The sequence below is a fragment of the Mycolicibacterium gilvum genome, assembly GCF_900454025.1.
GTDB lineage: Bacteria > Actinomycetota > Actinomycetes > Mycobacteriales > Mycobacteriaceae > Mycobacterium > Mycobacterium gilvum.
The window spans coordinates 834,426-859,330 of the sequence record NZ_UGQM01000001.1 but is presented as its reverse complement, the minus strand read 5'-3'; the positions used below and the strand labels follow the sequence as shown (position 1 = coordinate 859,330).

Annotated in this window: 29 protein-coding genes; 2 read left to right on the top strand and 27 right to left on the bottom strand. The window is 68.8% G+C overall.

What is annotated here, in order from left to right:
* Window position 1: 1 nt before the first annotated feature.
* The 21 genes from ccsB to DYE23_RS03985 form a co-directional block, all read right to left on the bottom strand.
* Window positions 2-976, bottom strand: a complete 975-nt coding sequence (gene ccsB / locus DYE23_RS04085; protein ID WP_011891053.1) for a c-type cytochrome biogenesis protein CcsB — start codon at window positions 974-976, stop codon at window positions 2-4.
* A complete protein-coding gene (gene resB, locus DYE23_RS04080; protein WP_011891054.1) occupies window positions 973-2,622 on the bottom strand; it encodes a cytochrome c biogenesis protein ResB in 1,650 nt (549 codons plus the stop codon). Before resB ends, ccsB begins: the two co-directional genes overlap by 4 nt.
* Entirely contained in the window at window positions 2,622-3,407 is a 786-nt protein-coding gene (locus DYE23_RS04075; protein WP_172527702.1) for a cytochrome c biogenesis CcdA family protein, read from the bottom strand. Before DYE23_RS04075 ends, resB begins: the two co-directional genes overlap by 1 nt.
* Window positions 3,404-4,006, bottom strand: coding sequence for a TlpA disulfide reductase family protein (locus DYE23_RS04070; RefSeq protein ID WP_011891056.1), 603 nt, complete (start codon window positions 4,004-4,006; stop codon window positions 3,404-3,406). Before DYE23_RS04070 ends, DYE23_RS04075 begins: the two co-directional genes overlap by 4 nt.
* Window positions 4,003-4,584 (bottom strand): histidine phosphatase family protein, encoded by a 582-nt coding sequence (locus DYE23_RS04065; RefSeq protein ID WP_115328856.1) that lies wholly within the window; start codon window positions 4,582-4,584, stop codon window positions 4,003-4,005. The genes DYE23_RS04070 and DYE23_RS04065 overlap by 4 nt, the downstream gene beginning before the upstream one ends.
* Before the next feature lie 131 nt (window positions 4,585-4,715).
* Window positions 4,716-6,014 carry a glutamate-1-semialdehyde 2,1-aminomutase gene (gene hemL / locus DYE23_RS04060; RefSeq protein ID WP_115326550.1) on the bottom strand — a complete coding sequence of 433 codons (1,299 nt, stop codon included), beginning with the start codon at window positions 6,012-6,014 and terminating at the stop codon, window positions 4,716-4,718.
* An 86-nt stretch (window positions 6,015-6,100) separates the two neighbouring features.
* Entirely contained in the window at window positions 6,101-7,486 is a 1,386-nt protein-coding gene (locus DYE23_RS04055; protein ID WP_115326549.1) for a cytosine permease, read from the bottom strand.
* Between the two features lie 204 nt (window positions 7,487-7,690).
* Window positions 7,691-9,052, bottom strand: a complete 1,362-nt coding sequence (locus DYE23_RS04050; protein ID WP_011891060.1) for a cytochrome P450 — start codon at window positions 9,050-9,052, stop codon at window positions 7,691-7,693.
* Window positions 9,036-9,536, bottom strand: a complete 501-nt coding sequence (locus DYE23_RS04045; RefSeq protein ID WP_099962422.1) for a pyridoxamine 5'-phosphate oxidase family protein — start codon at window positions 9,534-9,536, stop codon at window positions 9,036-9,038. Before DYE23_RS04045 ends, DYE23_RS04050 begins: the two co-directional genes overlap by 17 nt.
* 49 nt (window positions 9,537-9,585) lie before the next feature.
* A complete protein-coding gene (locus tag DYE23_RS04040) occupies window positions 9,586-9,921 on the bottom strand; it encodes a hypothetical protein (protein ID WP_115326548.1) in 336 nt (111 codons plus the stop codon).
* A 42-nt stretch (window positions 9,922-9,963) separates the two neighbouring features.
* Window positions 9,964-10,557, bottom strand: a complete 594-nt coding sequence (locus DYE23_RS04035; RefSeq protein ID WP_041788367.1) for a TetR/AcrR family transcriptional regulator — start codon at window positions 10,555-10,557, stop codon at window positions 9,964-9,966.
* On the bottom strand, window positions 10,544-11,452 hold the full coding sequence (locus DYE23_RS04030) for an oxygenase MpaB family protein (protein WP_115326547.1): 909 nt from the start codon (window positions 11,450-11,452) through the stop codon (window positions 10,544-10,546). Before DYE23_RS04030 ends, DYE23_RS04035 begins: the two co-directional genes overlap by 14 nt.
* A 125-nt stretch (window positions 11,453-11,577) precedes the next feature.
* Window positions 11,578-11,820, bottom strand: coding sequence for a hypothetical protein (locus DYE23_RS04025; protein ID WP_115326546.1), 243 nt, complete (start codon window positions 11,818-11,820; stop codon window positions 11,578-11,580).
* Complete coding sequence (gene mce1N, locus DYE23_RS04020) at window positions 11,817-12,305, bottom strand: transport-regulating membrane protein Mce1N (protein WP_115326545.1); 489 nt, start codon at window positions 12,303-12,305, stop codon at window positions 11,817-11,819. The genes DYE23_RS04025 and mce1N overlap by 4 nt, the downstream gene beginning before the upstream one ends.
* A complete protein-coding gene (locus DYE23_RS04015) occupies window positions 12,302-12,748 on the bottom strand; it encodes a hypothetical protein (protein ID WP_041787611.1) in 447 nt (148 codons plus the stop codon). The genes mce1N and DYE23_RS04015 overlap by 4 nt, the downstream gene beginning before the upstream one ends.
* Before the next feature lie 20 nt (window positions 12,749-12,768).
* Window positions 12,769-13,206 carry a hypothetical protein gene (locus DYE23_RS04010; RefSeq protein WP_115326544.1) on the bottom strand — a complete coding sequence of 146 codons (438 nt, stop codon included), beginning with the start codon at window positions 13,204-13,206 and terminating at the stop codon, window positions 12,769-12,771.
* Window positions 13,203-14,183: a porphobilinogen synthase gene (gene hemB / locus DYE23_RS04005; RefSeq protein WP_011891068.1), complete on the bottom strand. Its 981-nt coding sequence runs from the start codon at window positions 14,181-14,183 to the stop codon at window positions 13,203-13,205. Before hemB ends, DYE23_RS04010 begins: the two co-directional genes overlap by 4 nt.
* A gap of 88 nt (window positions 14,184-14,271) precedes the next feature.
* Window positions 14,272-15,981 (bottom strand): bifunctional uroporphyrinogen-III C-methyltransferase/uroporphyrinogen-III synthase, encoded by a 1,710-nt coding sequence (locus DYE23_RS04000; protein WP_011891069.1) that lies wholly within the window; start codon window positions 15,979-15,981, stop codon window positions 14,272-14,274.
* A complete protein-coding gene (gene hemC, locus DYE23_RS03995; protein ID WP_115326543.1) occupies window positions 15,978-16,916 on the bottom strand; it encodes a hydroxymethylbilane synthase in 939 nt (312 codons plus the stop codon). The genes DYE23_RS04000 and hemC overlap by 4 nt, the downstream gene beginning before the upstream one ends.
* Window positions 16,917-16,941: 25 nt before the next feature.
* Window positions 16,942-18,309 carry a glutamyl-tRNA reductase gene (locus tag DYE23_RS03990; RefSeq protein WP_115326542.1) on the bottom strand — a complete coding sequence of 456 codons (1,368 nt, stop codon included), beginning with the start codon at window positions 18,307-18,309 and terminating at the stop codon, window positions 16,942-16,944.
* Between the two features lie 143 nt (window positions 18,310-18,452).
* Complete coding sequence (locus tag DYE23_RS03985) at window positions 18,453-18,707, bottom strand: glutaredoxin family protein (RefSeq protein WP_011891072.1); 255 nt, start codon at window positions 18,705-18,707, stop codon at window positions 18,453-18,455.
* Window positions 18,708-18,746: 39 nt separating this feature from the next.
* Here DYE23_RS03985 and DYE23_RS03980 point away from each other — a divergent pair, with 39 nt between their 5' ends.
* Window positions 18,747-19,634 (top strand): HAD family hydrolase, encoded by an 888-nt coding sequence (locus DYE23_RS03980; protein ID WP_011891073.1) that lies wholly within the window; start codon window positions 18,747-18,749, stop codon window positions 19,632-19,634.
* Between the two features lie 50 nt (window positions 19,635-19,684).
* A complete protein-coding gene (locus DYE23_RS03975) occupies window positions 19,685-20,233 on the top strand; it encodes an FAS1-like dehydratase domain-containing protein (protein ID WP_115326541.1) in 549 nt (182 codons plus the stop codon).
* Window positions 20,234-20,262: 29 nt separating this feature from the next.
* Here DYE23_RS03975 and DYE23_RS03970 read toward each other — a convergent pair whose 3' ends face one another.
* The 6 genes from DYE23_RS03970 to DYE23_RS03945 form a co-directional block, all read right to left on the bottom strand.
* A complete protein-coding gene (locus DYE23_RS03970) occupies window positions 20,263-21,333 on the bottom strand; it encodes a lysophospholipid acyltransferase family protein (RefSeq protein ID WP_011891075.1) in 1,071 nt (356 codons plus the stop codon).
* Between the two features lie 50 nt (window positions 21,334-21,383).
* A complete protein-coding gene (locus DYE23_RS03965) occupies window positions 21,384-22,484 on the bottom strand; it encodes an SDR family oxidoreductase (protein WP_013470609.1) in 1,101 nt (366 codons plus the stop codon).
* A 31-nt stretch (window positions 22,485-22,515) separates the two neighbouring features.
* Entirely contained in the window at window positions 22,516-22,617 is a 102-nt protein-coding gene (locus DYE23_RS03960; protein ID WP_003402602.1) for a 30S ribosomal protein bS22, read from the bottom strand.
* A gap of 148 nt (window positions 22,618-22,765) precedes the next feature.
* Entirely contained in the window at window positions 22,766-23,038 is a 273-nt protein-coding gene (locus DYE23_RS03955; protein ID WP_011891077.1) for a helix-turn-helix domain-containing protein, read from the bottom strand.
* 137 nt (window positions 23,039-23,175) lie between these two features.
* Window positions 23,176-24,045, bottom strand: coding sequence for a pyrroline-5-carboxylate reductase (gene proC / locus DYE23_RS03950; RefSeq protein ID WP_115326540.1), 870 nt, complete (start codon window positions 24,043-24,045; stop codon window positions 23,176-23,178).
* A 45-nt stretch (window positions 24,046-24,090) separates the two neighbouring features.
* Window positions 24,091-24,903: a thioesterase family protein gene (locus tag DYE23_RS03945; protein WP_115326539.1), complete on the bottom strand. Its 813-nt coding sequence runs from the start codon at window positions 24,901-24,903 to the stop codon at window positions 24,091-24,093.
* Window positions 24,904-24,905 lie beyond the last annotated feature (2 nt).

Sequence of the window (24,905 nt, the reverse complement as noted above, 5' to 3'; positions counted from 1 at the left end):
GCTACCCGACGCCTGCATAGGAGTGCAGGCCCACCGTCACCAAGTTGATGAAGAACAGGTTGAACACCATCGCGACGAACCCGGCGATGTTGATCCACGCGGCCTTACGGTCGCGCCACCCCGCCGTCGACCGCGCGTGCAGGTACGCCGCATAGACCACCCACGCGATGAACGACACCGTCTCCTTCGGGTCCCAGCCCCAGTAGCGGCCCCACGCCTCCTCGGCCCAGATGGCGCCGAAGATCACCCCGAAACCGAACACCGGGAATGCGAAGATCGTTGTGCGGTAGGCGATCCGATCCAACGTCTGACCGTCGGGCAGTTTCGCCACGATCCGGCCGATCGCGTCGTCGCGGTCGGCCAGCCGCGACATCTTCACCAGGAACAGGATGCTGGCCACGCCCGCCACCAGGAACACCCCGGACCCGAGGCTCACCACCGACACGTGGATCGGCAGCCAGTAGGACTGCAGCGCGGGCATCACCGGCGCGGCATGCGAGTACAGCCACTTGCCCGACACCGTCAGCAGGATCAGCACGGGCACCAGGACGAACACCCACAGCGACCGGTACTGGGGCTTGCGCAGCACCCACGCCGCGGCGACCAGACCGCAGAAACACGTCAGGTTGATGAACTCGTACATGTTGCCCCACGGCACCCGCGACGTGGACAGGCCACGCAGCACGATGCACGCCAGCAGCAACGCGATCCCGACATACGTCAGCGACATGCCCGCCGCGCCGAGCCGCTCGTCCATCGAGCGCCGAGGCGCATCGACGACGACCCCGGGCGCGGAGCTGTCACCCGACACCCGGCCCGAAGCGGCGCCGACCAATTCGCGGTCCTCCACCTTGCGACTGCGGCTGTAGGCCAGTTCGACGGCGAACAACAACAGCGCGGCGACAAGGACCAGCACCGACGACGTGAACGCCCAATCGGAGTAACGGGCCAGATCCAGGTCGATGGTCGTACTCATGAATGATCCGCTTTCTTCGCTTTCTCCGCCGGCGTGGCCGACTCGACTGCGGTGAGCAGCCGTTCCGTCAGCCGCTCGAACTCGTCGCCCCATCCCGAGTTGTCGGTGCGGGCCAGGCCACCCAGCTCGACGTTCACCGTACCTGCCGGTCCCGGGGTCAACCGCACCCAGACTCGTCGCCGCCGGACGATCAGCGACACGAGCAGTCCGCCCATCATCGTCATCGAGAAGACCAGCACCCAGATCTGGGCGGGATCGTGGGACACCTGCAGGTTCACGAACTGCTCCGCCCCGTCGAACCGCACGACGGTGCCGTCGGCCAGACGGGTGTCTTCCCCGACCTTCAGGTTCACCCGGGCCATCTTCTCCAGGCGCCCCTGCCCGATCATGCGCTCGTCGAGGGAGAAGACCGACTGCGGCCGGCCGGTGTCCAGGCCGGTGTCGCCCTTGTAGATGTCGATGGCGACCGCCGGATCCTGCATCTCGGGGAAGCGCGACGACAGCAGTGCGCCGTGCAGCAGCGCGGTCGGGGCGAACAGACCCTGGATCGCGATCTGATTGTCGCGGCGTTCGTCTTCGTCGGGGTAGGTACCCGCGGGCGGATCGAACCGCATCGCGCCCGAGGACAGGAACGTGAACTGGTCGTCGGGTCGCCACTGCAGCGTCTGGGTGCGGGTCTGCCCGTCGGGGAACGTCACGGTGAACGTCGGGGCGTAACCGTGGCCCTGCAGGTAGACGCGGTCCCCGCCGACGCGCAGCGGCTCGTTGACCTTCAGCAGGTACGGCTGCCACGTCCCGGTGGTCAGGTCGTCGTCCGCCTGGTACCTGATGTTGGCCTGGAATCCGACGGCCTGGCCGTTGTCCAGATAGGTGGCGTCGAAGTCGTCGACCTGGATGCACATCGGATACAGCGAGGTGCCGTCGACGGTGTTGCCGGCGCGGAACGAGTCGAACGCCGCCGGCGACGCGGTGCAGAAGCCCGGCCCGCCGTTGGCGATGACGATGACGTTGCCCTCGTAGCTGAACAGCTTGCCGGCGGCGATCGCGACGAGCAGACCGAGTAGCGAGAAGTGGAAGACGATGTTGCCGAACTCGCGCAGATACCCCTTCTCCGCGGAGATTTCTGTGGCCTCACCGTCGCGCCGGGTGGTGCGGCGCCACCCGCGGAGTTGGCCGTCGACAGCCGTCGCGGCGGCGTCGACGTCGGCGCAGGGCACGTCGGCGCTGTGGTGCTTGGGGAGCCGGCTCAGGTTGCGGGGGGCCGGGACGGGTGTCGCGCGCAGGCTGCGGAAATGCTCGAACAGTCGCGGCGTCAGGCATCCCACCAGCGACACGAACAGCAGCACGTAGATCGAGGTGAACCAGAAGCTGGAGAAGACGTCGAACGCCTGGACGCGGTCCAGCCACGGGCCGAGCGTCGGATGCTCGGCGATGTACTCGGCGACCTTGCTCTCGTTGAGGCTGCGCTGCGGCAGCAGGGCGCCCGGGATCGCGGCGAGCGCGAGCAGGAACAGCAGCACCAGGGCGGTGCCCATGGACGTCAGGGTCCGCCACGTGTTGCGCACCAGCGCGAGCAGACGCGTAATCGGGCGTGTCGGCGGCGTGTTGCGCGAGTTTGTGTCTTCTCGCGGGGTGGTGGTGACCATCAGATCGGGAGCCTCACGTCGCTGACGAACGCGTCGCGCACCCACGACACGAACTCGTTCCACAGACCGGTGACGAGCGCGGCGCCGACGAGGATCATCAACACCCCGCCCAGGATCTGGATGGTGCGGGTGTTGCGGCGCAGCCAGCCGAGACCCGCGACGGCCCGCGCCGAACCGAACGCGAGCAACACGAACGGAATTCCGAGGCCGAGGCAGTAGGCGATCACCAGCACCACGCCGCGGGCCACGTTGCTGCCCTCGGTCGCCGAGGCCACCGCGATCACACCGGTCAGCGTCGGCCCCAGGCACGGGGTCCAGCCCAGCGCGAACACCGCGCCCAGCAGCGGCGCCCCGCCGACGGTGGAGATGCGACGCGGGGTGAACCTGGTGTCGCGCTGCAGCACCGGGACCAGGCCGATGAACACCAGACCCATCAGTATCGTGATGACGCCGCCGATGCGTTGCAGCAGAAGCTGATTGGTGATCAGCGTGGTCGTCATACCGAGCACCGCGACGGTGCCGAGCAGGAACACCACGGTGAACCCCGCGACGAACAGCGCCGCCGCACCCGCCACGCGCAGCCGGGCACCCTTGACGGCCACCGCCCCGGATCCGGCGTTGCCGTCGTCGACACCGACGACCGCGGCCAGATACGACAGATAGCCGGGCACCAACGGCACCACACACGGCGACGCGAACGACACCAGACCCGCCAGCGCCGCCAGACCCATGGCCAGCAGCAAGGGGCCGGACGCGGTCAGCTGGTCGATCTGGTCGACGTTCACTGCTCGGCCGCCAACCGCTCGACGACCGGCTGCAAGTCCTGGGCGAGCAGCTCCCGCAGGAACACCGCCGCGACCCGGTGCTCGCGGTCCAGCACGACCGTCGACGGGATCACCGTGGTCGGGTACCGGCCGCCGAACGCGATCATGGTGCGCATCGGGGGGTCGTAGATCGACGGGAAGGTGATCGCCCGGTCGATGATGAAATCCCGCGGGGCGTCGATGTTGTTGTCCCGCACATCGATTCCGAGGAATGCCACACCCCTGTCGCGGGTGGCGTCATAGACCTTCTGCAGCTCGGTGATCTCGGTGCGGCACGGTCCGCACCACTGCCCCCACACGTTGATCACCACGACCTTGCCGGCGAAGTCGTCGAGGGAGATGGTCCTGTCGGTGTCCATCAGGTCCGGTCCCGACAGCGGGCCCGGCGTGCCGCGCTCCTGCGGCGGGTCGTAAAAGATGTCGGTCTGCCCACCGGGAGCGACGAACTCGAAGGTGCCGCCCTGGGCGACGGCATCGCTGCCTGTGGCGCACCCGGCGAAGACAGCAGTGGCCGCGCACGCTGCCATCAGCGTGCGCCCGAAGGCCACCACACGGTTCACTGCCCGGCCAACTCCGAATACCCCCAGCCGACACAGACCCCGTCATGGAAATAGAAGGACGTCACCGACGCCAGGTTGCACATGCGCCGGGTCGGGAAGTGGTGCAGCGGCCTGTCGGTCATCGCCCGGCGCAGCGTCTCCACCGGCAGCTGATGACTGACACATACCGCTTCGTGACCGTGGGCGGCCTCGCGTGCGCGCAACACCGCCCGCTTCATGCGTGCCGCGATGTGGCTGTACGGCTCACCCCAGGACGGCGTGCGGGGGTTGCGCAGGTGCCACCAGTTGCGCGGGTCGCGCAGCGCGCCGTCTCCCGGTGAAACCCGTTGCCCCTGAAAGATGTTCTCGGATTCGATCAGCTCGTCGTCGGTGCTGACGGTCAACCCGTGCGCCGCGGCGATCGGGGCGGCGGTCTCCTGGGCGCGTTCCAGCGGCGAGGCCACCACGTGGGTGATGTCGCGCGAGCCCAGCCACTCGGCCACCCTTCTCGCCTGCGCCTGACCGCGGTCGGACAGGTGATAGTCCGGCAGCCGCCCGTACAGGATCTTCTCCGGGTTGTGCACCTCGCCGTGGCGCATGACGTGCACGATCGTCTGATTGGCACCTCCGGCGCCGGGCGTCTGATTGGCACCTCCGGCGCCGGGCGTCTGATTGGCACCTCCGGCGCCGGGCGTCTGATTGGCGCCTCCGGCGCCGGGCGTCTGATCGGTCATGCGGCGGCCTGCGCTGCGGCACGGGCCGCGCCGGGCAGCGCGTCCGCGATCTGGTCGAATGCCTCGTCATCGAGAGCCGTCGACACGAACCAGGCCTCGTAGGCGCTCGGCGGCGGGTAGATGCCGGCATCGAGCAGCGCATGGAAGAACGCCGGAAACCGCCACGTCTCGGTGGCCTTCGCGGAGGCGAAGTCGGTGACGGGATCACCACCGAAGAACACGCTGAACATGTTGCCCGCCCGCGGAATCTGGTGTGTGACACCGGCTTCGGTGAGCGCATCGCCGATCAGCCCGACGAGGCGGTCGGCGTTGGCGTCGAGCTTCGCGTACGCGGCGTCGTCCGCCGCCCGCAGCGTCGCCAGGCCGGCGGCCATCGCGACGGGGTTTCCCGACAGCGTGCCCGCCTGATACACCGGACCCAGCGGGGCCAGCCGTCCCATCACCTCGGCCGTGCCGCCGAACGCCGCGGCGGGCAGGCCGCCGCTCATCACCTTGCCGAACGTGAACAGGTCGGCGTCGACCGGATCGAGGCCGTACCAGCCGGAGCGGCTGACCCGGAAACCCGTCATCACCTCGTCGACGATCAGCAGGGCGCCGTGCGCGGCGGTGATGCGGCGCAGCGCGGCGTTGAAGCCGGGCAGCGGCGGCACCGTGCCCATGTTGCCCGGGCTGGCCTCGGTGATGACGCAGGCGATCTCGTCGCCGAACTGCGCGAAGATCTCCTCGACCGCGGCGACGTTGTTGTACGGCAGCACGAGGGTGTCGGCCGCGGCGGCACCCGTGACACCCGGCGACGACGGCAGACCCAGCGTCGCGACCCCGGAGCCCGCGTCGGCCAGCAGCGCGTCGCTGTGCCCGTGGTAGCAGCCGGAGAACTTCACGATCTTGGCGCGCCCGGTGAATCCCCGGGCCAGCCGGATCGCGCTCATGGTGGCCTCGGTGCCGGAGTTCACCAGCCGGACCCGTTCGACGGGAGCGACCCGGTCGATGATCTCGCGGGCCAGTTCGGACTCCGACGGCGTCGGCGCGCCGAAGGACAGCCCGTGGGCGGCTACCCGCTGCACCGCCTCCACAACGGCCGGGTGGGCGTGTCCCAGGATCATCGGCCCCCACGAACACACCAGGTCCACGTACTGATTGCCGTCGACGTCGGTGAGCCGGCAACCCTTGGCGGAGGTGATGAAGCGCGGCGTCCCGCCGACGGAGTTGAACGCGCGGACCGGGGAGTTCACCCCGCCCGGGATCACAGAGGACGCGTCGGCGAACAGCTTCGCGGACTCCTCGGTTGTGCTCATGCCGACCAGTGTCCCAGCCGGATGAGGAACCTCCAACTACAGGGTGTAGTGGAGCCCCGTCCCGCCGGTGACCTGCGCCACTCGCCTCACGCCCGGCGGGCCTTCGGGATCTCCAGAGCCGCGTACAGCGAGCCGGCGGCCAGGCCCCCGGCGAGCCAGGACAGGTCGACACCGCCGAGGGCGACCGCGATCGGGCCCTGCATCATCGGCACCATCCCGTACATGAACAGCCAGGTGAACACGATCCCGACCGCCAGCGAGATCAGCGCGCTGGGGCGCACCGCGGGCAGGGTCGACTCGTTGGGCGGGGTGAGCAACGTCGCAGGATCGACCTGACGACGCGCGACCCCGAACCAGTGGACCAGCATCACCGCGGCCCACGGCGCCAGCCAGCCGACGATGCCGACCAGCCACGCGTCGATCGTCGCGGCGAAGTCGCCGTTGAGGACGAAGTAGACCACCCACGCCATCGCGACCACGCCGATCACGATGTTGAGCACGCGGCGGTTGACGTGGATGTCGAGGGCCTGGGTGGAGACCGCACAGGTGTAGATGTTGAGGATGTTGGTGGCCAGGGGGCCGTGCACGACGAGGAGCAGGACCGGGATCGCGAGCACGCCGTAGGCGTCGACGATGATCTCGCCCGGGTCCGACGAGGCGCTCAGCGTGGCCAGGGTCGCGCCCAGAGCGCCGAGCCACACGACCGGGATGAACTGCCCGAGTGCGCTGGCCGCGAACAGTTTCCGCGCCGGCACCGAGGACGACACGAACCGGGAGTAGTCTCCGGCGTAGCCCAACCACGTGATGCCCCAACCGATTCCGATCGCCGTCATGACCGCGGTGATCGCGGTGAAGTGCTCGGCGCCGGTCAGCGCGGCGTCACCGGTGTAGCCCCAGTCGACGTCGAGACCGAACCAGGCCACGGCCGTCATCGCGACGAGCACCGCGACCGTCGGCGGCACCGTCCAGCGTTCGAAGGCCGCGATCAGCCGGTACCCGAACCAGGCGATGACCACCTGGGTGGTCATGATGATGCCGGCGACGACGATGCGCGCCGCGTGGTTGCTGAGCTCGGGATCGACAAGGCCGATGCGCCCGAGCAGGGCCATCACCAGATCGAGCACGATCCAGGTGTTGACGGCACACCAGCCGATACACAGCGCGGCCTGCACGGCGGCCGGCACGTAGGCGCCGCGGCGGCCGAACACCATGCGCGACAACACCATCCCGGTGACGCCGGTCTTCTGACCGATCACCACGAACGTGCCGAACAGCGACATGCCGATGGCGTTGCCCACCACCAGCACGGCGATGGTCTCGAACAGACCGAGCCCCATCGTGACGCCGAGCGCTCCCAGGATCCAGTTGATCGGCGCGATGTTGACGCCGGCCCAGATCCAGAACTGACCCCGCAGATCGGTGGTCTTGGCGGACTCGGGGATGACGGTCAGTTCGGCTTCGAGATCGTGCATGCCATTCCCGGAGCCAGAGCCGGGGCCGGTCGGCGCCGAGGGGGTATCGAGCGAGGTCACGGAGAACATCCTGATTCACTGAAGAGGCCGGAATGGAACGCGCGACGCTGCGCCGGTGGGTCCGCCCCCCAGGGGATGTCACCACGATGGTGAGAGTCTCGTTCATCCGGCCGTCATCCGCATGTCGAAATCGGCGCGGGGAGATCAGCGCGGTGTCAGGTGCGCCGGGATCGGTCCGTGCGCGACGGTCGTGAACGGCACATCCACGGGAAAGTCGTTGTCAGAAGACGTGACTCGCATGCTGCGGACGATCGTCGCCAACGCCAGCGTCGTCTCCAGCCGGGCGAAGTGCTCTCCGATGCACGAGCGCGCACCACCGGCGAACGGCAGGAAATGCCAGCGGTCGCGCTGCGCGGTCTGCTCGGGGCTGAAGCGGTCGGGGTCGAATCTGTCCGGGTCCGGCCAGATCTCGGGATCCCGGTGCAGCGCGTAGATGCCCACCGCCACCAGGGTTCCCGCCTGCACCCGGTGGCCGTCGACGTCGATGTCGCGGACCGCCATCCGTCCCACCCCGGCGGCGGGCGGGCACAACCGCAGCGCCTCGAGCAACACCTGCGTCGTGTACTTCAGGTGCGGCACGTCGCCGGGCTCGAGTTCACGCCGCCCGAGCGCGGCCGCCTCGGCGGCGACGCGATCCTGGACGTCGGGATGGTGCCCGAGAACCCACAGCGCGTAGGTCAGCGCGGTCGCCGTGGTGTCGTGACCGGCGAGCATGAAGATCAGCAGATCGTTGCAGATGTCGTCGTCCGACAACGCCATACCGGTCTCGGGATCCCTGGCGTCCATCAACGCGCGCACCAGCGGGGCGTCGCGGTCCGGGTCGTCACGGCAGACCTGCAGCATGTCCGCGGCGACCTGCCGCATCTCGGCGACGGCGTGGGCGGCCCGTCGGCGGGCCGGCGTCGGCAGCCAGCGCGGGGCGCGCACCGGGCGCAGGGCGCGGTCGGCGGTGTACGAGGACGCGACGTGCATGTGCTCGGCGATCACGTCGGCGCTCTCGTTGAGATCCACGCCGAGCACCGAGCGCCCCAGCGACTGCATGGTGATGCGGCGGCATTCGAGATCGAGATCGACGTCGCCACCGTCGCGCCAGGCGTCGACGAAGACCTCGGCGGCGCGCGACATGTGGCCGCCGAACCTGCGCACGTTCTGCGGGGTGAACACCGGTTGCAGCGCGCGTTTGCGCGGTCGCCACGGCTCGTTGGGCAGCACGAACAGGCTGTCGCCGGCCATGTCCCGAACTTCCTCGTGGACGATGCACCGTTCGGAGAACGCATCGTTGCGGCCAAGGACGTCGCGCACACCTCGGGGGGAGAACACGGCGACGAACGGGGGGAACAGCCAGCGCGGCGCGACCTGAACCCGGGTGATCGGCCCGCCGGCGGCCCGGACCTGCAGCTGGCCGGTGTCGAGCGCGCGCACCAGCGTGAGCAGTCGCCGGTACGGAAGCGGGTTCTTCGGCGCCAGCGGCAGATGCCCGACGCCGGGCTCAGTCCCGGCGACCACTGTGGTCACTCCACATCAGCGGGGCACCTTCACCGCGCATCATCACCGCACCCGGCATCACCCGCAGCCGGTACGGCGCCAGCCGCAGGACGGCGAACTCGTGCGAGGTCGGACCGTCCTTCCACATCGGGATGATGCGCGGGTCGTAGCCGACAGGTGCCGGGCCCGTCGCGAACTTGTCCCATACCTGGGCGCAGGTGTCGTCGTCGGTGTACCACTCGACGAGGCATTCGGCCGAACACGTGTCCTGGGTGGTGGTCCAGTAACTCACCGACACGTCGGGATGCGCGGCCAGGTGAGCGCGTTTGAGCGGAGTCGGGACCGTCGCGATCCATCCGAAGAGGTCCGTGCCGTCCCACTCCCAGATCGGGTGCAGGATGCGGGTGCGCGGTCTGCCGACGGCGTCGACGGTGGCAACAGATGCCCACACGATCGAGTGAGCCATGTCGACGAAGGCGGGCGCGATGCTCTCCAGCGCTGTCACGGCTCTCAGACTAGGCAACCGCTCCCGGCGGCGCGCCGGTCGACCCCGGTCAGCCCTCCAGCTTCTTCTTGAACTCCTCGGTGTTGCGGTACTCGACGTTGCCCTCGTCGGCCGAGGTCTCGATCTTGCCCTTGTCCGCGTCGTCGACCCAGTCGGTGACCGACGTCCCCGACACGGTCCCGCTGCTGCCGGGCAGCGTGGTGGTCTGCAGGTCGTCAGAGTAGGCCTTGGCCATCTCCTTGGCCTTTTCCCGGTGCTCGTCGGTGATCTCGGGCTTCTCGGTGCGTTCGTCGGTGTCCGGATCCGGGGTTTCGGTGACGTGGTCGAGTGTGACGTCCGGTTTGTCCCCGGTGGAACGTTGCTGGGTCTGATCATTGGTGGTCATGACTTTCGGGCTGCCCGAAAGTGTGACGCGCGAAACACCCCGTCACGCGGGCACCGAGCGCAGCGCTTCGGGAAGGCTCGGCAGGAAATGGCGGCGCGCGAAAGCACGGATGTCGTCGGCCGTCTCCAGCGGTTGGGCGCTGGGCAGCAGCAGCACCATCGTCGCGTACCGCAGGATGGTGTCGGCGAGTTCGTCGACGGCGTCGGCGCCGATCCGCTCGGCGAAGCCGGGCGGGAAGATGACCCGCAGCGCCTCCGCCATCCGCTCGATCGCCGCGCGGTAGTACAGCGACGCCAGCTCCAGCACGAGGCCCGGTTCCTCGGTGATCATCCGGTGCAGCACGCGATGTCCGCGGAACTTCAGAATCGACAGCGTGAACGCCTCGACATAGTAATTCGACTGCGGGCCGGCCTGTTTCAGCTCAGTGGCGATGTCGCTGAACAGCGCGACGTTCTCGCGCTCGATCACGGCGCCGACGAGTTGGTCCTTGTTGGCGAAGCGCCGGTAGATCGTCGTGCGGCTCACGCCGGCGCGGCGCGCGACGTCTTCGAGCGCGACGCGGCGGAAGCCGTGCCGTTCGAACTCGACGACGGCGGCGTCGAGGATCTGTTCGGACGCCGGATCAGGCCCGGACATCGGATCGCGGGTCGGATCGGGTGAAGCCCTTCACGGCGTAGCCGCTGTAGCGCACCGTCATGGGCAGGCGATCCCAGACCCAGTTCACCGGCCGCGAGCGCCAGAACGCGGCGAAGCGCTGATACCGGCGCTCCTGCTTGTCGCTCCACGGAAGCCCCAACAGCATCCGGGCCCGTGGCGGCAGGCCGCCGGTGGTCAGGAACGCCGCCAGCGGGTTGAACACGGGGGCCACGAGCCGCCATACGAGCGGGTGGACGGCCTTCGGCTTCGGGAAGCCCTTGGTCACATAGCCGACCCCGTACTTCGCGGTCGGGTGCGCGACGACGACCTGGTCCATCATCCGATCCCAGTACTGCACGAACTCGGCGTAGGTCGCGGGCATCACCCGGTCGCTGACCCCGTACCGGCGATACCAGGTCTTCGACTCGAGCCAGATCTGCTCACGCTCGGCGTCGGTCAGGCGCTTCACGAAGGTGTCGGCGAAGTAGTAGACCTGCTCGACGAACGTGGCGTGCGCCCAGAAGTACGTCTCGGGGTCGAGCGCGTGGTAGCGACCGGCCTCTTCGCCGTCGGGACCGGGCATCACGCCCTTGATGTCGGTGTGGAAATCGCGGACCTGCAGCCCGGCGTTCTCGTCGTCAGAGCCGTAGACGGTGTTGAAGATCGGCGGGATGGTGCGCTTGAGGCGCTCGGCGGTATCGGCGAAGAACGTCGAGTGGTCGTACACCCCCTGGCCCAGTTCGGCCAGCATGTTCTGCAGCACCGCCGGACGCGGGCCGATCAGATACATGCGGTTGTCGCCGAAGTAGCGCCAGACCAGGGACTGCGGCCCCAGCGGCAACGCATCCGTATCAGCACCGTCGAGATGTCCGTTCTTGTCCGCCAACTCGGTCATGGACACAGTGTTACAGATCTTGAACTTTGTACCAAAGCGGATGTGGCGAGACCCACAGTTGCTGTCCTGAGTCGCCGAGTGTGCAACCACGGCTGTGGTTCGGGGGCAATTGACGACCCGGAATGCTATTTCGCGGAGGTGCGGCGCAGCCGCGTGACGCCGACGACGACGAGCACCCCGGCGAGCGTCGCCAGCAGCAGCGACAGTGTGAGCATCGGCGCGTAGTAGGTGTAGGACGAGGTGGACGGTTCGCCCGGCAGCACCGGGGCCACGGTCACCGGGGTGGCGGCGCCGAGCCAGGCCGCCACACAGCCCACGGCCGCCAGCGCCCCGAGCAGGAGCTCGACGAGTGCGCGCCGACGACTCACTGAGCCGGCTCGGGAGGTATGCGCTCCTCCACCAGATTCGTCAGCGCCGCCCGCAACTGGTGATGCTTGCGGGCCCACGCCTGAGCGGTGCGGTCGTTCGTCAACCGGACGCCGATACCGGTGCGCCCGCGCGGCACGCCGGTGAGCTCACCGAGCGCGCGCGCGTACTGCCACTTCGGCGTCTCCGAACCGCTGGCCTCGGGGTAGATCCGGACGATCTCCTCGGTGCGGATGAGCTCTGTGCCCTGGCGCAACGACTCGGTCGTCAACTCCACCGACGTGTGGATGCGCGCGGCCTTGACCTGGATCGCGAGGAAACCCGAGACGAGCACGAGGAACAGCACCGGGACGACCCACTGGATGCCGTATCCGCCGGAGTACTGGATCAGCGCCATCGCGACGCCCGCGGCGGGACCGGCCAGCACCCACAGCCAGCTGGCGCCCTGCTCGGAGAACAGCACCTCGGGCGCGCGTAGCCCGGTCACGATGCGCCGTCCCGCTGGAACCACTCCCGCGCCGACGGTTGGACGAACAGCAGCGCGCCGATCACCGCGGGCAGCAGGCCCAGCAGGATCAGCGGTTGGGCCACCCCGATCCCGAGTGCGAGCAGCCCGATGACGACGACGGCGGCGAAGGTCAGCGCGAGCGTGGCCAGCCGGAACCGGGCGTCGCCGCGGCGGGCGCGTCCCGCGAGAAACGCCAGGGCTCCCGCGCCCAGCACCGCGCCGAACCCGGTGCCCCGGTAGATGGTCAGATAACTGCGGACCTGGTCATCGGAGACGGTGTCCGGGATCGCCGAGCGCGCTGCCTCGAACGTCGCGGTCACGGCCATCAATCCGCCGACGATCATGATCACCGCGCCGGCCATGAAGCACCAGAAACCGAGATCGACGATGCGGGGACGGCCGGACGAGGTGGGGGCGCTCATGGTCGGGTCAGCGTAACCAATCATCGAGTGAAGAACTCGTGGGAGTCCTTACGGTGCAGCAGGTACACCCCGCCGGCGATCAACACCGACCCGATGATCACGCAGGCGGCATAGGCCATCGCCCACACCTCGGCGCGTTCGGTCGAGAACAGGCCCGACACCGAGAACACCACGGCTGCGATCGCACCGCCCGTGAGCACGGTCCGTGTCCAGCGGTACCCCTGGCGCATCAGGATCTGGAACGTCAGCACCACCGACGCGACGATGACCACGAACACCAGCGAGATCGCCAGCACCAGCGTGTTCGGGAACTCCTGCACCGTGAGCATGTCGATCACGTAGCCGGCCGTCATCAGCGGCAGCGCGGCCACCCACAGCCAGAAGCCGGTGTCCACATCCGCCGGGCGGGCGCCAGGTGCCGCGGGCGGCCCGGGCGGCGGTTGGTGCGGTCCCGTCACGTCAGCCAACGGGCCACGTCGACGGCCCAGTAGCTCAGCACGATGTCGGCGCCGGCGCGCCGGATCCCGACCAGCGACTCCAGGACGACGGTGGGCAGATCGATCCAGCCCTTCTCGGCCGCGGCCGCGATCATCGAGTACTCCCCCGACACCTGATAGGCGGCCAGCGGCAACGGGCATATCTCGGCGGTCGCCCGCACCACGTCGAGGTAGGACATCGCGGGTTTGACCATCACGATGTCGGCGCCCTCCTCGATGTCGAGCCGAACCTCGTGCAGCGCCTCCCGGCCGTTGCCGGGATCCTGTTGGTAGGTGCGGCGGTCGCCCTCCAGGCTGGAGCCCACCGCCTCGCGGAACGGCCCGTAGAAACCCGAGGCGAACTTCGCGGAGTAGGCCAGGATCGCGGTGTGCGTGTAGCCGGCGACGTCCAGACCGTCCCGGATGGCGGCCACCTGACCGTCCATCATGCCGCTGGGGCTGACCACCTGTGCCCCTGAATTTGCTTGGGCCACAGCGAGTTCGACGTAGCGACGGTTGGTCAGATCGTTGTCGACGCGGCCCGTCGGGTCCACCACCCCGCAGTGGCCGTGGTCGGTGAACTCGTCGAGACAGGTGTCGGCCATCAGCACGGTGTCGTCGCCGAGATCCCTGGTCAGGTCCCGCAGTGCGCGGTTGAGGATGCCGTCCGGATCGACGCCGATGCTGCCCGTCGCGTCCTTGTCCTCGTCCCGGGGCACGCCGAAGAGCATCAGGCCGCCCACACCGGCCTCGACCGCCTCGGCGGCGGCGCGGCGCAACGACTCTCGGGTGTGCTGCACCACCCCGGGCATCGACGCGATGTCGCGCGGCTCGTCGAGACCGTCGGCCACGAACATCGGCAGCACGAGATGCCGTGGCTCCAGCGACGTCTCGGATACCAGACGGCGCATCGCCGGCGTCGTGCGCAACCGCCGGGGGCGGTGTCGGGGGAACCCCACTATCGCGCGTCTCCTTCTCCGGCGAAATTGCATTCCATCAGAGACAGTCCGAGTAACGGCCTGCTGGAATGCAATTTCGGCGAGTGTTCTAGCGGCGGCGACTCTTCTTCCGCGGCGGCGGCAACGCACCCTCGGCGCGCAGCCGGGCGGCGTGTTCGGCCAGCGCCTCGACCAGCGGTCCGACCGCGGCCACCTCGGGCTGGACGTCGACGCGCAGCCCGAATTCCGCTGCGGTTTCGGCAGTCTTGGGTCCGATGCACGCGACGATCGTGCGGGCGTGCGGCTTGCCGGCGATGCCGACCAGGTTGCGCACCGTCGAGCTCGACGTGAAGCACACGGCGTCGAAGCCGCCCGTCTTGATCATCTCGCGGGTGTGCGCCGGCGGCGGAGCCGCGCGGACCGTGCGGTACGCGGTGACATCCTCGATCTCCCAACCGAGTTCGCGCAGACCTTCGGCCAGCGTCTCGGTGGCGATGTCGGCACGCGGCAACAGCACCCGGTTGACCGGATCGAAGATGTCGTCGTACGGCGGGAATTCGTCGAGCAGGCCGAGGGACGACTGCTCGCCGGTGGGCACCAGCTCCGGGTTGATCCCGAACGCGCGCACCTTCTCGGCGGTCGCCTGTCCGACGCAGGCGATCTTCACACCGGAGAACGCGCGGGCGTCGAGGCCGAACTCGTTGAACTTCTCCCACACCGCACGCACGGCGTTGGTGGAGGTGAACACCACCCACTGGAATCGGCCGTCCACCAAACCCTTGACGGCCCTTTCCATCTGGGCGGGGCTGCGCGGCGGCTCGACGGCGATGGTCGGCACCTCGATCGGCAGCGCGCCATGTCCTACGAGACGATCGCTCATCTCACCGGCCTGGTCCTTGGTGCGCGGCACGAGGACGGTCCAGCCGTACAGCGCACGGCTCTCCCACCAGTTCAGCTTCGCGCGGTTGGCGACGGTGCGACCGATGGTGACGACCAGCGTCCCCGTCAGCGGCCCGGCGGGCTCGGTACCGGCCAGCGCGGCCTTGTCGAGCAGACCGGCCAGCGTGGTCTCGACCGAACGCTGTTGGCACGTGGTGCCGTTGGCGGTGACCACCGCGGGGGTGGACTCGGCGAGGCCGTACTCGATCAGCGTGCGCGCCGCCTCGGGAAGGTGCGACGGGGTCGCGTGCAGGATCAGCGGTCCCGGCGCGGCGGCCAGCGCCGCCCAGTCCACATCCCCGCGCACGTCGGCGACGGTGTGCGAGGAGCCCAGCGGCAGACCGGCATACGTCGGCACAGCCGAGGTACCGGGCAGTCCGGGCACGATCTCGAAGCTCAGCTGGGTCTTGGCCAGCGCGTTCACCTCGGTGATCACAGAGTCGTTCGACAGGGGATCCCCGGCTACGAGCCGGACCACGTCCACACCCGTACGAGCCTCGTGGGCCAGCGTCTTGGCGACCTCGGCCGGATCACCGAGCGCGGGCCGCACATCGGGGCCACCCGGGATCACCGCATCCTCGGCGGCTTTGGCGGTCTTCGCGGCGTCGGCTGGGGCGGCGTCCTGGCTCGCCGGCTGATCGGCGCCGGCAGCGGCGGTCTTGGGCGCCGCGTCGGCCACCGGGGGCAACGGCCCCGACGGCGGCGGCAGCTCGGAGCCCACCAGGGCGCGCACTGCCTCAGGCACGTCGGGATCGGTGAACACCAGGGCGGCGTTGGCCAGCACAGCGCGGGCACGTGACGTCAACAGACCCGGATCACCGGGTCCGGAGCCGACGAACGTGATGCGGCCGGGCTTGTTCTTGCGTCCTCGCAAGCTCATGTGTCTCTCCCGCGTTCGTCCAACAAGTCGCGCGCCCCCAGATCGAAAAGTTCCGCGGCCACCGAGAGACCCAGCTCTCGTGCCCGATCGGGACTTCCGATTCCGGACGCGCGGATCACGTCGGATCCGTCCAGCGTCGCCACGCAGCCGCGCAACGACAGCTCTTCGAAGACCCGGCCGTCCTCATCGATCGACTCGACCACTTCCGCGATCGCGCCCACCGGTGCTGAGCAGCCCGCCTCCAGTTCGGCGAGCAAGGTTCGCTCCGCGGTGACCGCCGCTCGCGTGTCGGCGTCGTCGAGCTCCGCCAACAGCTGTGCGAGCGCGGTGTCACCCGCACGGCACTCGATCGCCAAGGCTCCCTGCGCCGGGGCCGGCAACATCTGCACCGGCTCCAGCGTCTCGGTCACCACCTCGAGACGGCCGATGCGGGACAGACCCGCCTTGGCCACCACGATTGCGTCGAGTTCACCGCTGCTTACCCTGTTCAACCTGGTATCTAGGTTGCCTCTTAGGGGGCGGATTTCCAAACCCAGACCCAGTGCTTTAAGCTGTGCCACCCTTCGCGGGGACGACGTGCCGATCACCGAGCCCGTCGGCAACTCCCCGAGCACCATCCCGTCGCGGGCGACGAATGCGTCCCTGGCGTCCTCGCGCACCGGCGTCGCGGCGATCATGAACCTCGGGTCGACGGCCGTCGGCAAATCTTTGTACGAATGCACGGCGGCGTCGACGACGTTGTCGGCGATGGCCTCGCGCAGTGCGGCGGTGAACACCCCCACCCCGATGTCGGCGATGGGCTCGTCGGCGCGACGGTCACCCTCGGTGGAGATGATGACCAGCTCGGCGTCGTGCCCGGCGGCGATCAGAGCGTCCCGGATGGTGCCGGCCTGGGTGGTGGCAAGCAGGCTTCCCCTGGTGCCGATTCGAATCACGTGGCAGCTTTCGGCTGAGTGGGTGTCACTCGGTTAGGTCGATATCGATTGCAGGAGCGGCCAATTCGTCACTGGAAACCGCTCCGAGTTCACTTCCGGCGACGGCGTCGACGGCATGCTGGTCGAGTTCGAACAGCTCGCGCAACGCTTCGGCGTAACTGTCACCGCCCGGAGCGCTGGCGAGTTGCTTGACGCGCACTGTCGGCGCGTGCAGGAGCTTGTCCACGACGCGGCGCACGGTGTTGGCGACCTCGTCGCGGTGCGACGACTCCAGCCCTGGCAAACGGTTGTCCAGGCGCAGCAACTCGGCCTCGACGACGTCGGCGGCGCGCTGGCGCAGCGCGGTGACGGTGGGCGTGACCTCGGCGACCCGCTGGCCGGCAAGGTAGTTCGCCACCTCGGCGGCGACGATCGTGCGGGCGGCGTCGGCGTCCGACGTCGCGGTCTTGGCCGTCGGCTCCCGCAGGATGCGGTCCATGTCGATGACGAAGACCCCGGGCAGCCCGGCCACCGCCGCATCGACGTCGCGCGGCATCCCCAGGTCGCAGATGACCAGCTCTTTGGGTTCGCGGACGTGCGCCAGCCCGCGGTGCACGTCGGCGAGGGAGACCACCGGTCGCACCGCCCCGGTGCAGCTGATGACGATGTCGGCGTCGGTGAGCAGCGGGGGCAGGTGGTCGAAGGGGTAGGCCTCGGCGGCGATCCCGTACCCGCGGATGTTCTCGGCGAGCCGCTTGCCGCGAGGCAGGCTGCGGTTGACGACGTGGATGCGCTCGATGCCGGCCCGCGCCAGCTGCGTGGCCGCGAGCGCTCCCATGGATCCTGCGCCGACGACGACCGCGCTGCGGCCCGCCAGCGGGCCGACCTTCTTCTCGGCGACGTCCAGCGCGACAGAGACGACCGACGCCCCGGCCCGGTCGATCCCGGTCTCGGAGTGCACGCGTTTGCCGACCGCCAGCGCCCGCTGGGACAGCTCGTGCAGGGTGCGCCCGACGGTGTGGTTGGACTCGGCGGAGGCGTAGGCGCGCCGCACCTGGCCCAGCACCTGCTGTTCGCCGACGACGGCGGAGTCCAGTCCGCTCGCGACGGCGAAGAGGTGCTCGACGGCGGCTTCGGCGTAACGCACGTAGGCGTACTTGGTGAGGTCCTGCAGCGACATCCCGGAGTGGTCGGACAGCACCTGGCCGATCACCGAGAGGCCACCGTGGAACGCCTCGACAACCGCGTAGATCTCCACACGGTTGCAGGTCGAGAGCACCATTGCTTCGGTGACCAGGGACGATCGCAGCACTTCGGCGATGATCTTGGCCTGATCGGATTCATCGGTGCTCAACTGCTCCAGCACAGACACCGGCGCGCTGCGGTGCGAAACCCCGAAAAGCAAGACGCTCATGGCTTCCTCACCACGATTTGCACAGGTCCAAGGTAGTCGTTAACCAGCTGGGCTACCAAATTTGCTCCGACTTCCGCCGAAATTGCATTCCAGCAGCGCACGTGCGAGTGCGGGCCTGCCGGAACGCAATTTCGGCGGGGGTGTCACCCGCTCAGATCGGCCCGCAGCCGGGCTTCGTCGACCTCCCAGTAACTGTGCTCGACGCCGTCGAGCAGGACCACGGGCAGCCGGTCGCCGTACTCGGCGCGCAGCGCGGCGTCCCCCGCCGCGGCCGCGGCGTCGACGTCGGTGACGACGACGGTGAAGCCGAGTTCGCCGGCCAGGGCGTCCAACTGCGCCGCGGCAGCCGCGCACATCGGACATCCTTCTCGCGTCAGCAGCTCCACCTGTCGATCCACCCCGCCAGTATCCCGGCGAGGTGACCTAATGTTGTCACCGTGTCCGATATCGGAGGCCGGGCCCAGCAACTCGCAGGTGAAGCCAGCGCCGAGGCGGCCGTCGAGGGTCTCACCGAGCCGTTGGGCCCCGCCGCGCCACCTCCCCCGCCGCCCCCGCCCGACCTGACCGCCGCCGCGTTCTTCGACGTCGACAACACCCTGGTGCACGGATCGTCGCTGGTGCACTTCGCGCGCGGCCTGGCCGCCCGGGAGTACTTCACCTACCAGGACCTGGCCCGCTTCGCGTATGCACAGGCCAAGTTCCAGCTGACGGGCCGCGAGAACAGCGACGACGTCGCCGCGGGCCGACGCAAGGCACTGTCGTTCATCGAGGGGCGCTCGACGGCCGAGCTGGTCGCCCTCGGCGAGGACATCTACGACGAGATCATCGCCGACAAGATCTGGCCGGGCACCAGACGGCTGGCGCAGATGCACCTCGACGCCGGCCAGCAGGTGTGGCTGGTGACCGCGACGCCCTACGAGCTGGCCGAGACCATTGCGCGCCGGCTGGGCCTGACCGGGGCGCTCGGCACGGTCGCCGAGTCCATCGACGGCGTGTTCACCGGACGGCTGGTGGGCGACATCCTGCACGGCACCGGCAAGGCGCACGCGGTGCGCTCGCTGGCGATCCGCGAGGGGCTGAACCTGCGCCGGTGCACCGCGTACTCGGACAGCTTCAACGACGTGCCGATGTTGTCGCTGGTGGGCACGGCCGTCGCGATCAACCCGGACGCCGCGCTGCGCGACCTCGCCCGGCAGCGGGGCTGGGAGGTTCGAGACTTCCGCACCGCCCGCAAGGCCGCCCGCATCGGCGTCCCGTCGGCGCTGGCACTGGGCGCGGTCGGCGGCGCGCTGGCCGCCGCGGTGTCCCATCGCGACAAGAAGTAGGCCCTCCGAGCGCTGATAGGCTCGCGCGAGCCAACCGACGAGGAGCGCGCATGGCGACGAGCATCGCTGCAGACATCATCGGCACCCACTACCGGTATCCCGACTACTTCCAGGTGGACCGCGAGAAGATCCGCGAGTTCGCCCGGGCCGTCAAGGACGAGCACCCGGCGCACCACGACGAGGACGCCGCCCGCGAATGCGGGCACGACGCGCTGATCGCGTCACTGACGTTCCTCGCGGTCGCGGGCCGGCGCGTGCAGCAGGAGATCTTCAACCAGTTCGACCTCCCGATCAACATGGAGCGGGTGCTGCACCGCGATCAGAAGCTGGTCTTCCACCGGCCTATCCTGGCCGGCGACAAGCTGTGGTTCGACTCCTACCTCGATTCGGTCACCGAATCGCACGGCGCCGTGCTGACCGAGATCCGCGGTGAGATCACCGACGACGAGGGCAACCCGATCATCACCAGCATCGTGACCGTGATGGGCGAGGCCGCGCACGAGACCGAGGCCGACGAGCTCACCGCTCAGATCGCCGCCAAGCGCGACGCCGATGCCCTGGCGAAGTTCGTAGCTGGGCAAAAAGGGCAGACCGACTAGATACCCGCAGTGGGCCGACGGCCCGGGAGTCAGCCGAAGAAGGTGTTCCGCCGGTTGGCCAGCAGCTGGTAGAGCGTCTGCTGGATCGTCTCGCGCACCTGGTCGGTCAGGTCGAACGTGACCATCGGATCCTCGGCGGCGGACTCGTCGTAGTCGGTGGTGTCGATCGGCTCGCCGAACTGGATGTACCACTTCGACGGCAGCGGCACCACACCCAGCGGTCCGGCCGCCGGGAACAGCGGGGTCACCGGGAAGTAGGGCAGACCCAGCAGCCTGGCCAGCAATTTGACGTCGGCGATCATCGGGTAGATCTCCTCGGACCCGACGATCGAGCACGGCACGATGGGCGCCTTGGTGCGCAGCGCGGCGGACACGAAGCCGCCGCGGCCGAACCGTTGCAGCTTGTACCGGTCCTTGAAGTGCTTGCCCAGGCCCTTGTACCCCTCGGGGAACACGGCCGTCAGCTCGCCCGCGGCCAGCAACCGGTGGGCGTCGTCGGTGCACGCCATCGTGTGGCCGGCCTTGCGGGCGGCCTGGCCGACCATCGGCATGTCGAACACGATGTCGGCGGCCAGCAGGCGCAGATCGCGGTGGGCGGGATGCTCGTCGCGAACCGCCACCTGGGTCATCAGGCCGTCGAACGGGAGCACCCCGGCGTGGTTGGCCACCACGAGCGCGGCACCCGTCTCGGGGAGGTTCTCGATTCCGCTGACCTCGACCCGGAACCACGAGTTGAACAGCACGCGCAGCAAAGGAAGAAAGATTGCGTCGTTGAGGTGTGGGTCGAACCCGAACTCGTCGACGGTGTACTCGCCCGTCATCCGCTTGCGGACGAACTCGGCGATTGCGGCGATGCGCTGCGCGAGTTCGTTGGGCGGCGGGGCGTCGAAACCGGTGCCGGAACTCGGCCCGCGACGCTGGTCGATCTCGCGGACGACGGAGGCGATCTGCTCGGCCGAGGCGCGGCCCTTCGGGTCGGACAGAACCGACGGATGCCGCGACGCACTGTCAGCCCGCTGCGACGCCGAACGACGAGCGGCCGCACCGCGACCTGAATTCGCGTGCAGCGGAATGACTTTCGCTTTAGGCTCGCCGGCCACCGTCTCTACTTCCTCCCCACAATCCCCCGTTGTCGCGCTAGCCGCTGAGTCTACCGTCCCCAGCGCTGCGCCGCCGCTACCGCGCGATTCTCCACGGCGTGTATCCACCGCGGATCGATGATCGGCGTCAGACCGCGGCCCCGGACATAATCGTCGAAGGCTTCGGCAGTGGTCCACTTCGGCGAGTAGCCGAGCTCGTTGCGCATCCTCGACGTGTCCATCACCCGGCCGTAGCTCAGATAGTCGAGTTGCTCGCGGTCGAGTTCGGTGTTGCGGGTGGCCCGCCACAGCGAATCCACCGCCACCAGCGCCGAACGCGGAACCGGAAGGGCCAACCGGCCGGCGCGCCGGATCGCCTGGCTCATCGTGATGATTCCGGAGGCTCCGATGTTGAACGCCCCTGACCTGCCTGCCATGGTGGCGCGTTCCAGGGCTCCGAGCGCGTCCTGCTCATGGAGCAGCTGCAACCGCGGATCGTGTCCGATCACGGTCGGTACCACCGGTCCGGCCAGATACCGCGACAGCGCGGTGTCCATGGCCGGGCCGATCATGTTCGCCAGCCGCAGGATGGTGACCGCGATGTCGGGCCTGCGCCGGCCCATGCCGCGCGCGTAGCCCTCGATGTCGATGCTGTCCCGGGCGAAGCCCTCGCCCGGAGGTCTGCGGCGGCTGCTGCTCTCGGAGAACAACACCGGATCCCGTGAACTGGACCCGTAGACCTCCGACGTCGACTTCAGGATGACCCGGCGCACCGACGGCGCCTTCTGGCACGCGGCGAAAAGCTGGATCGCACCCATGACGTTGATCTCTTTGAGCGTCGCCCGGCCGCCCGCGCGGGGCGCGTAGGACGCGGCCGCGGCGTGGACGACGGTGTCGACCTCGCCGTTACGGATGACCTTCGCGATGAACGGGTTGCGGATGTCGGCGCGGACGAACTCCGCGCGGCCCATCCTTCTCAGCAGATCCTTGCTGGGTGCGACCGCGTCGACCGCGATCACATGGTTGATCAGCGGGTTCTGCGCCAGTCGGGCGGTCAGGTATCCGCCGAGAAATCGGCAGGCACCCGTGACCAGGACGACCTTCGGATAGTCCAGGCCCTCGCGGGCGTCGGATCCTTCGGGGCCTGTCCCGGACCGACCCTCGGAATCCATCCAGACAGCCTAGCGACGACGAGCCGGCGGGTTACTTGCCGAGTTTTCTGCGCTGCACCCGGGTGCGACGAAGCAGCTTGCGGTGCTTCTTCTTCGACATGCGCTTACGCCGCTTCTTGATGACAGAACCCATGAACTCCGCTACCTACGTCCGATCAGTTGACTAGAAGGCACTCCGGACACCATCCGTGCCGGTGCCAGCCTCGACCGATCACCTTACCTGGCGACCGTCCTGGCGCTGAAATCCGGTTGCCGGGCGCAACCGGGGTGCTCGGGCAGGCTCAGCCTGCGTCGAAGTACGAGCTCTCCAGCATGTCGTGCACCGCTTTGGCGTGCACCCGGAACGAGCGACCCACCCGGACGGCGGGCAGCTCACCGTTGTGCACCAGGCGGTACACGGTCATTTTGCTGACCCGCATCAGGCTCGCCACCTCGGCGACGGTCAGGAACTGGGCACGAGGCGACTGCGCGTCACCCGCACTGCCCTGCCCGGCGTCCCGCGCCGCCTTGCCGCCAGCCGAATCCCGCGAAGATGGCCCGTTCATAGACGTCATCGCAACCCAATCCTCAGGCGCGGGCAGTTCCAGCGGCTTCCCCACCGCTGGACCCACCCGTGCTTACCACTGGGAGAATAGCGTGGCGGGTGGGGTTACTGCGACGGGTGTGGGGTATTCAGTCCCAAATTGGTGAACTACTCAGTTGTAATTCCGAGCTGCTCAGAGCGCTTTTTTGCGGCTTCCACGGCGTTCGCGACCGCCGCCCGCAGACCGCCCCGCTCCAGTTCCCGCAGACCAGCCGCCGTGGTACCGCCCGGGGACGTCACGGTGGCCCGCAGCTGGGCGGCCGAGGTGTCCATCGACGGACCCGCCGACGCGCTCCCCGCCGCGTTCTGATCGAGCCGTTCCAGGAGCATCGCCGCCGAACCCGCCATCGTCTGGACCGCCAGATCCGTCGCCACCGCGCGCGGCAGACCGGCGTCCACTCCGGCGTCGACGAGCGCCTCGACCATCAGGAAAAAGTACGCCGGGCCGGACCCCGACACCGCGGTGACGGCGTCGATCTGTGACTCGGCGACGGTGAGGACGCCCCCGACGGCGTCGAACAGCAGCGACACCTCTTTGAGTTGCTCGGGGCTCGCGAAGCGCCCCGGGGCCAGCGCGCTGACACCGCCGCCGACGAGCATCGGCGCGTTCGGCATCACCCGGATCACCGGCGAGCCCGCCGGCAGCTTGCTCTCGTAGAACGATGTGCCGACGCCCGCGGCGACGGACACGAACACCTGCTCGGCGGCGTCGCTGTCGGCACGGGCCGCGGTATCGGCGATGTCGCCGATCACATGCTGCACGTCAGCGGGTTTCACGGCGACGATCACGTAGGTGGCCGCGTCGACGGCGTCGGCCACCGTCGTCACCAGCACGGAGTACTTCTCGGCGAGGTACTTGCCGCGATCGGGGCTCTTCTCCGCAACCACCAGGTCCTTGACCTGCCTGCCGGCGCGCAGCAGCCCCGCCAGCAACGCCTCACCGATACTTCCGCCGCCAATGATCGCGATTCTGGCCATGCGGGCAAGCATTGCACGCGATCCCCGTCGGCGTGCGCCCGGCGGCTACCGGGACGGCACCATCGCCAGCTGTCGTGTCTGCACGATGATCCGGCCCTCGCAGTCGACGACGATATGGTCCTCGTCGAACCAGTCCTCGCCGATCTGGGTGGCCGTGCACATCACGCGCAGCCAGCCGTCGGCGGGCAGCGCCCGCAGGTACGCCGTCAGCTGCACGGTCGGGGCCCAGCCGAACCTGTTGACCCCGAACGTGACCGGAGCCGACACATCGCCGCACAGCAGCGCGAACAGCAGATCCGGCGCCACACCCTTGGGCCGCACCCAGTACTCGATCACCGGCATGCCCCCGTCCTGGCGGGGATCGAACGTCGTCAGCGACGGCCTGATGTCGCAGCCGTGGGCGAGGTGGACGATGTCGGCCATCGAGTGGCCCGGCCCGATCGGTTCCAGCCCGGGCGGCGGCTCCGGCGTCATCAACGGGACGACCGGGTTCACCGACAACAGCGGCGGCACATGATGTTCCGGGGTGCCCATAGTGATGGCCGCCCGCAACGCGACCCGATCTCCCTGCTGAAGCTCGACGTCGAGCAGGCTGACCCGGCGGCCCCGCTTGCGTACCGTCGTGACGACCTGCATGGCACCGGGATCGGGCGCCCACAGGAAACTGCCCGACACCGCGATCGGTTCCACGCCCTCCTCGCCGAACTCGGTCCTGGCCGCGTTCGCGCACAACGCGAGCATCGCGCCACCGTGCACCTTGGGCCCGATCGTCCAATGTTCGTTCAGCACACCGTGATACACACCGTCGCCGGCCGGCGTCAGCGCCATCGCGTCGGTGAACAGGGTGGAACTCGTCATCA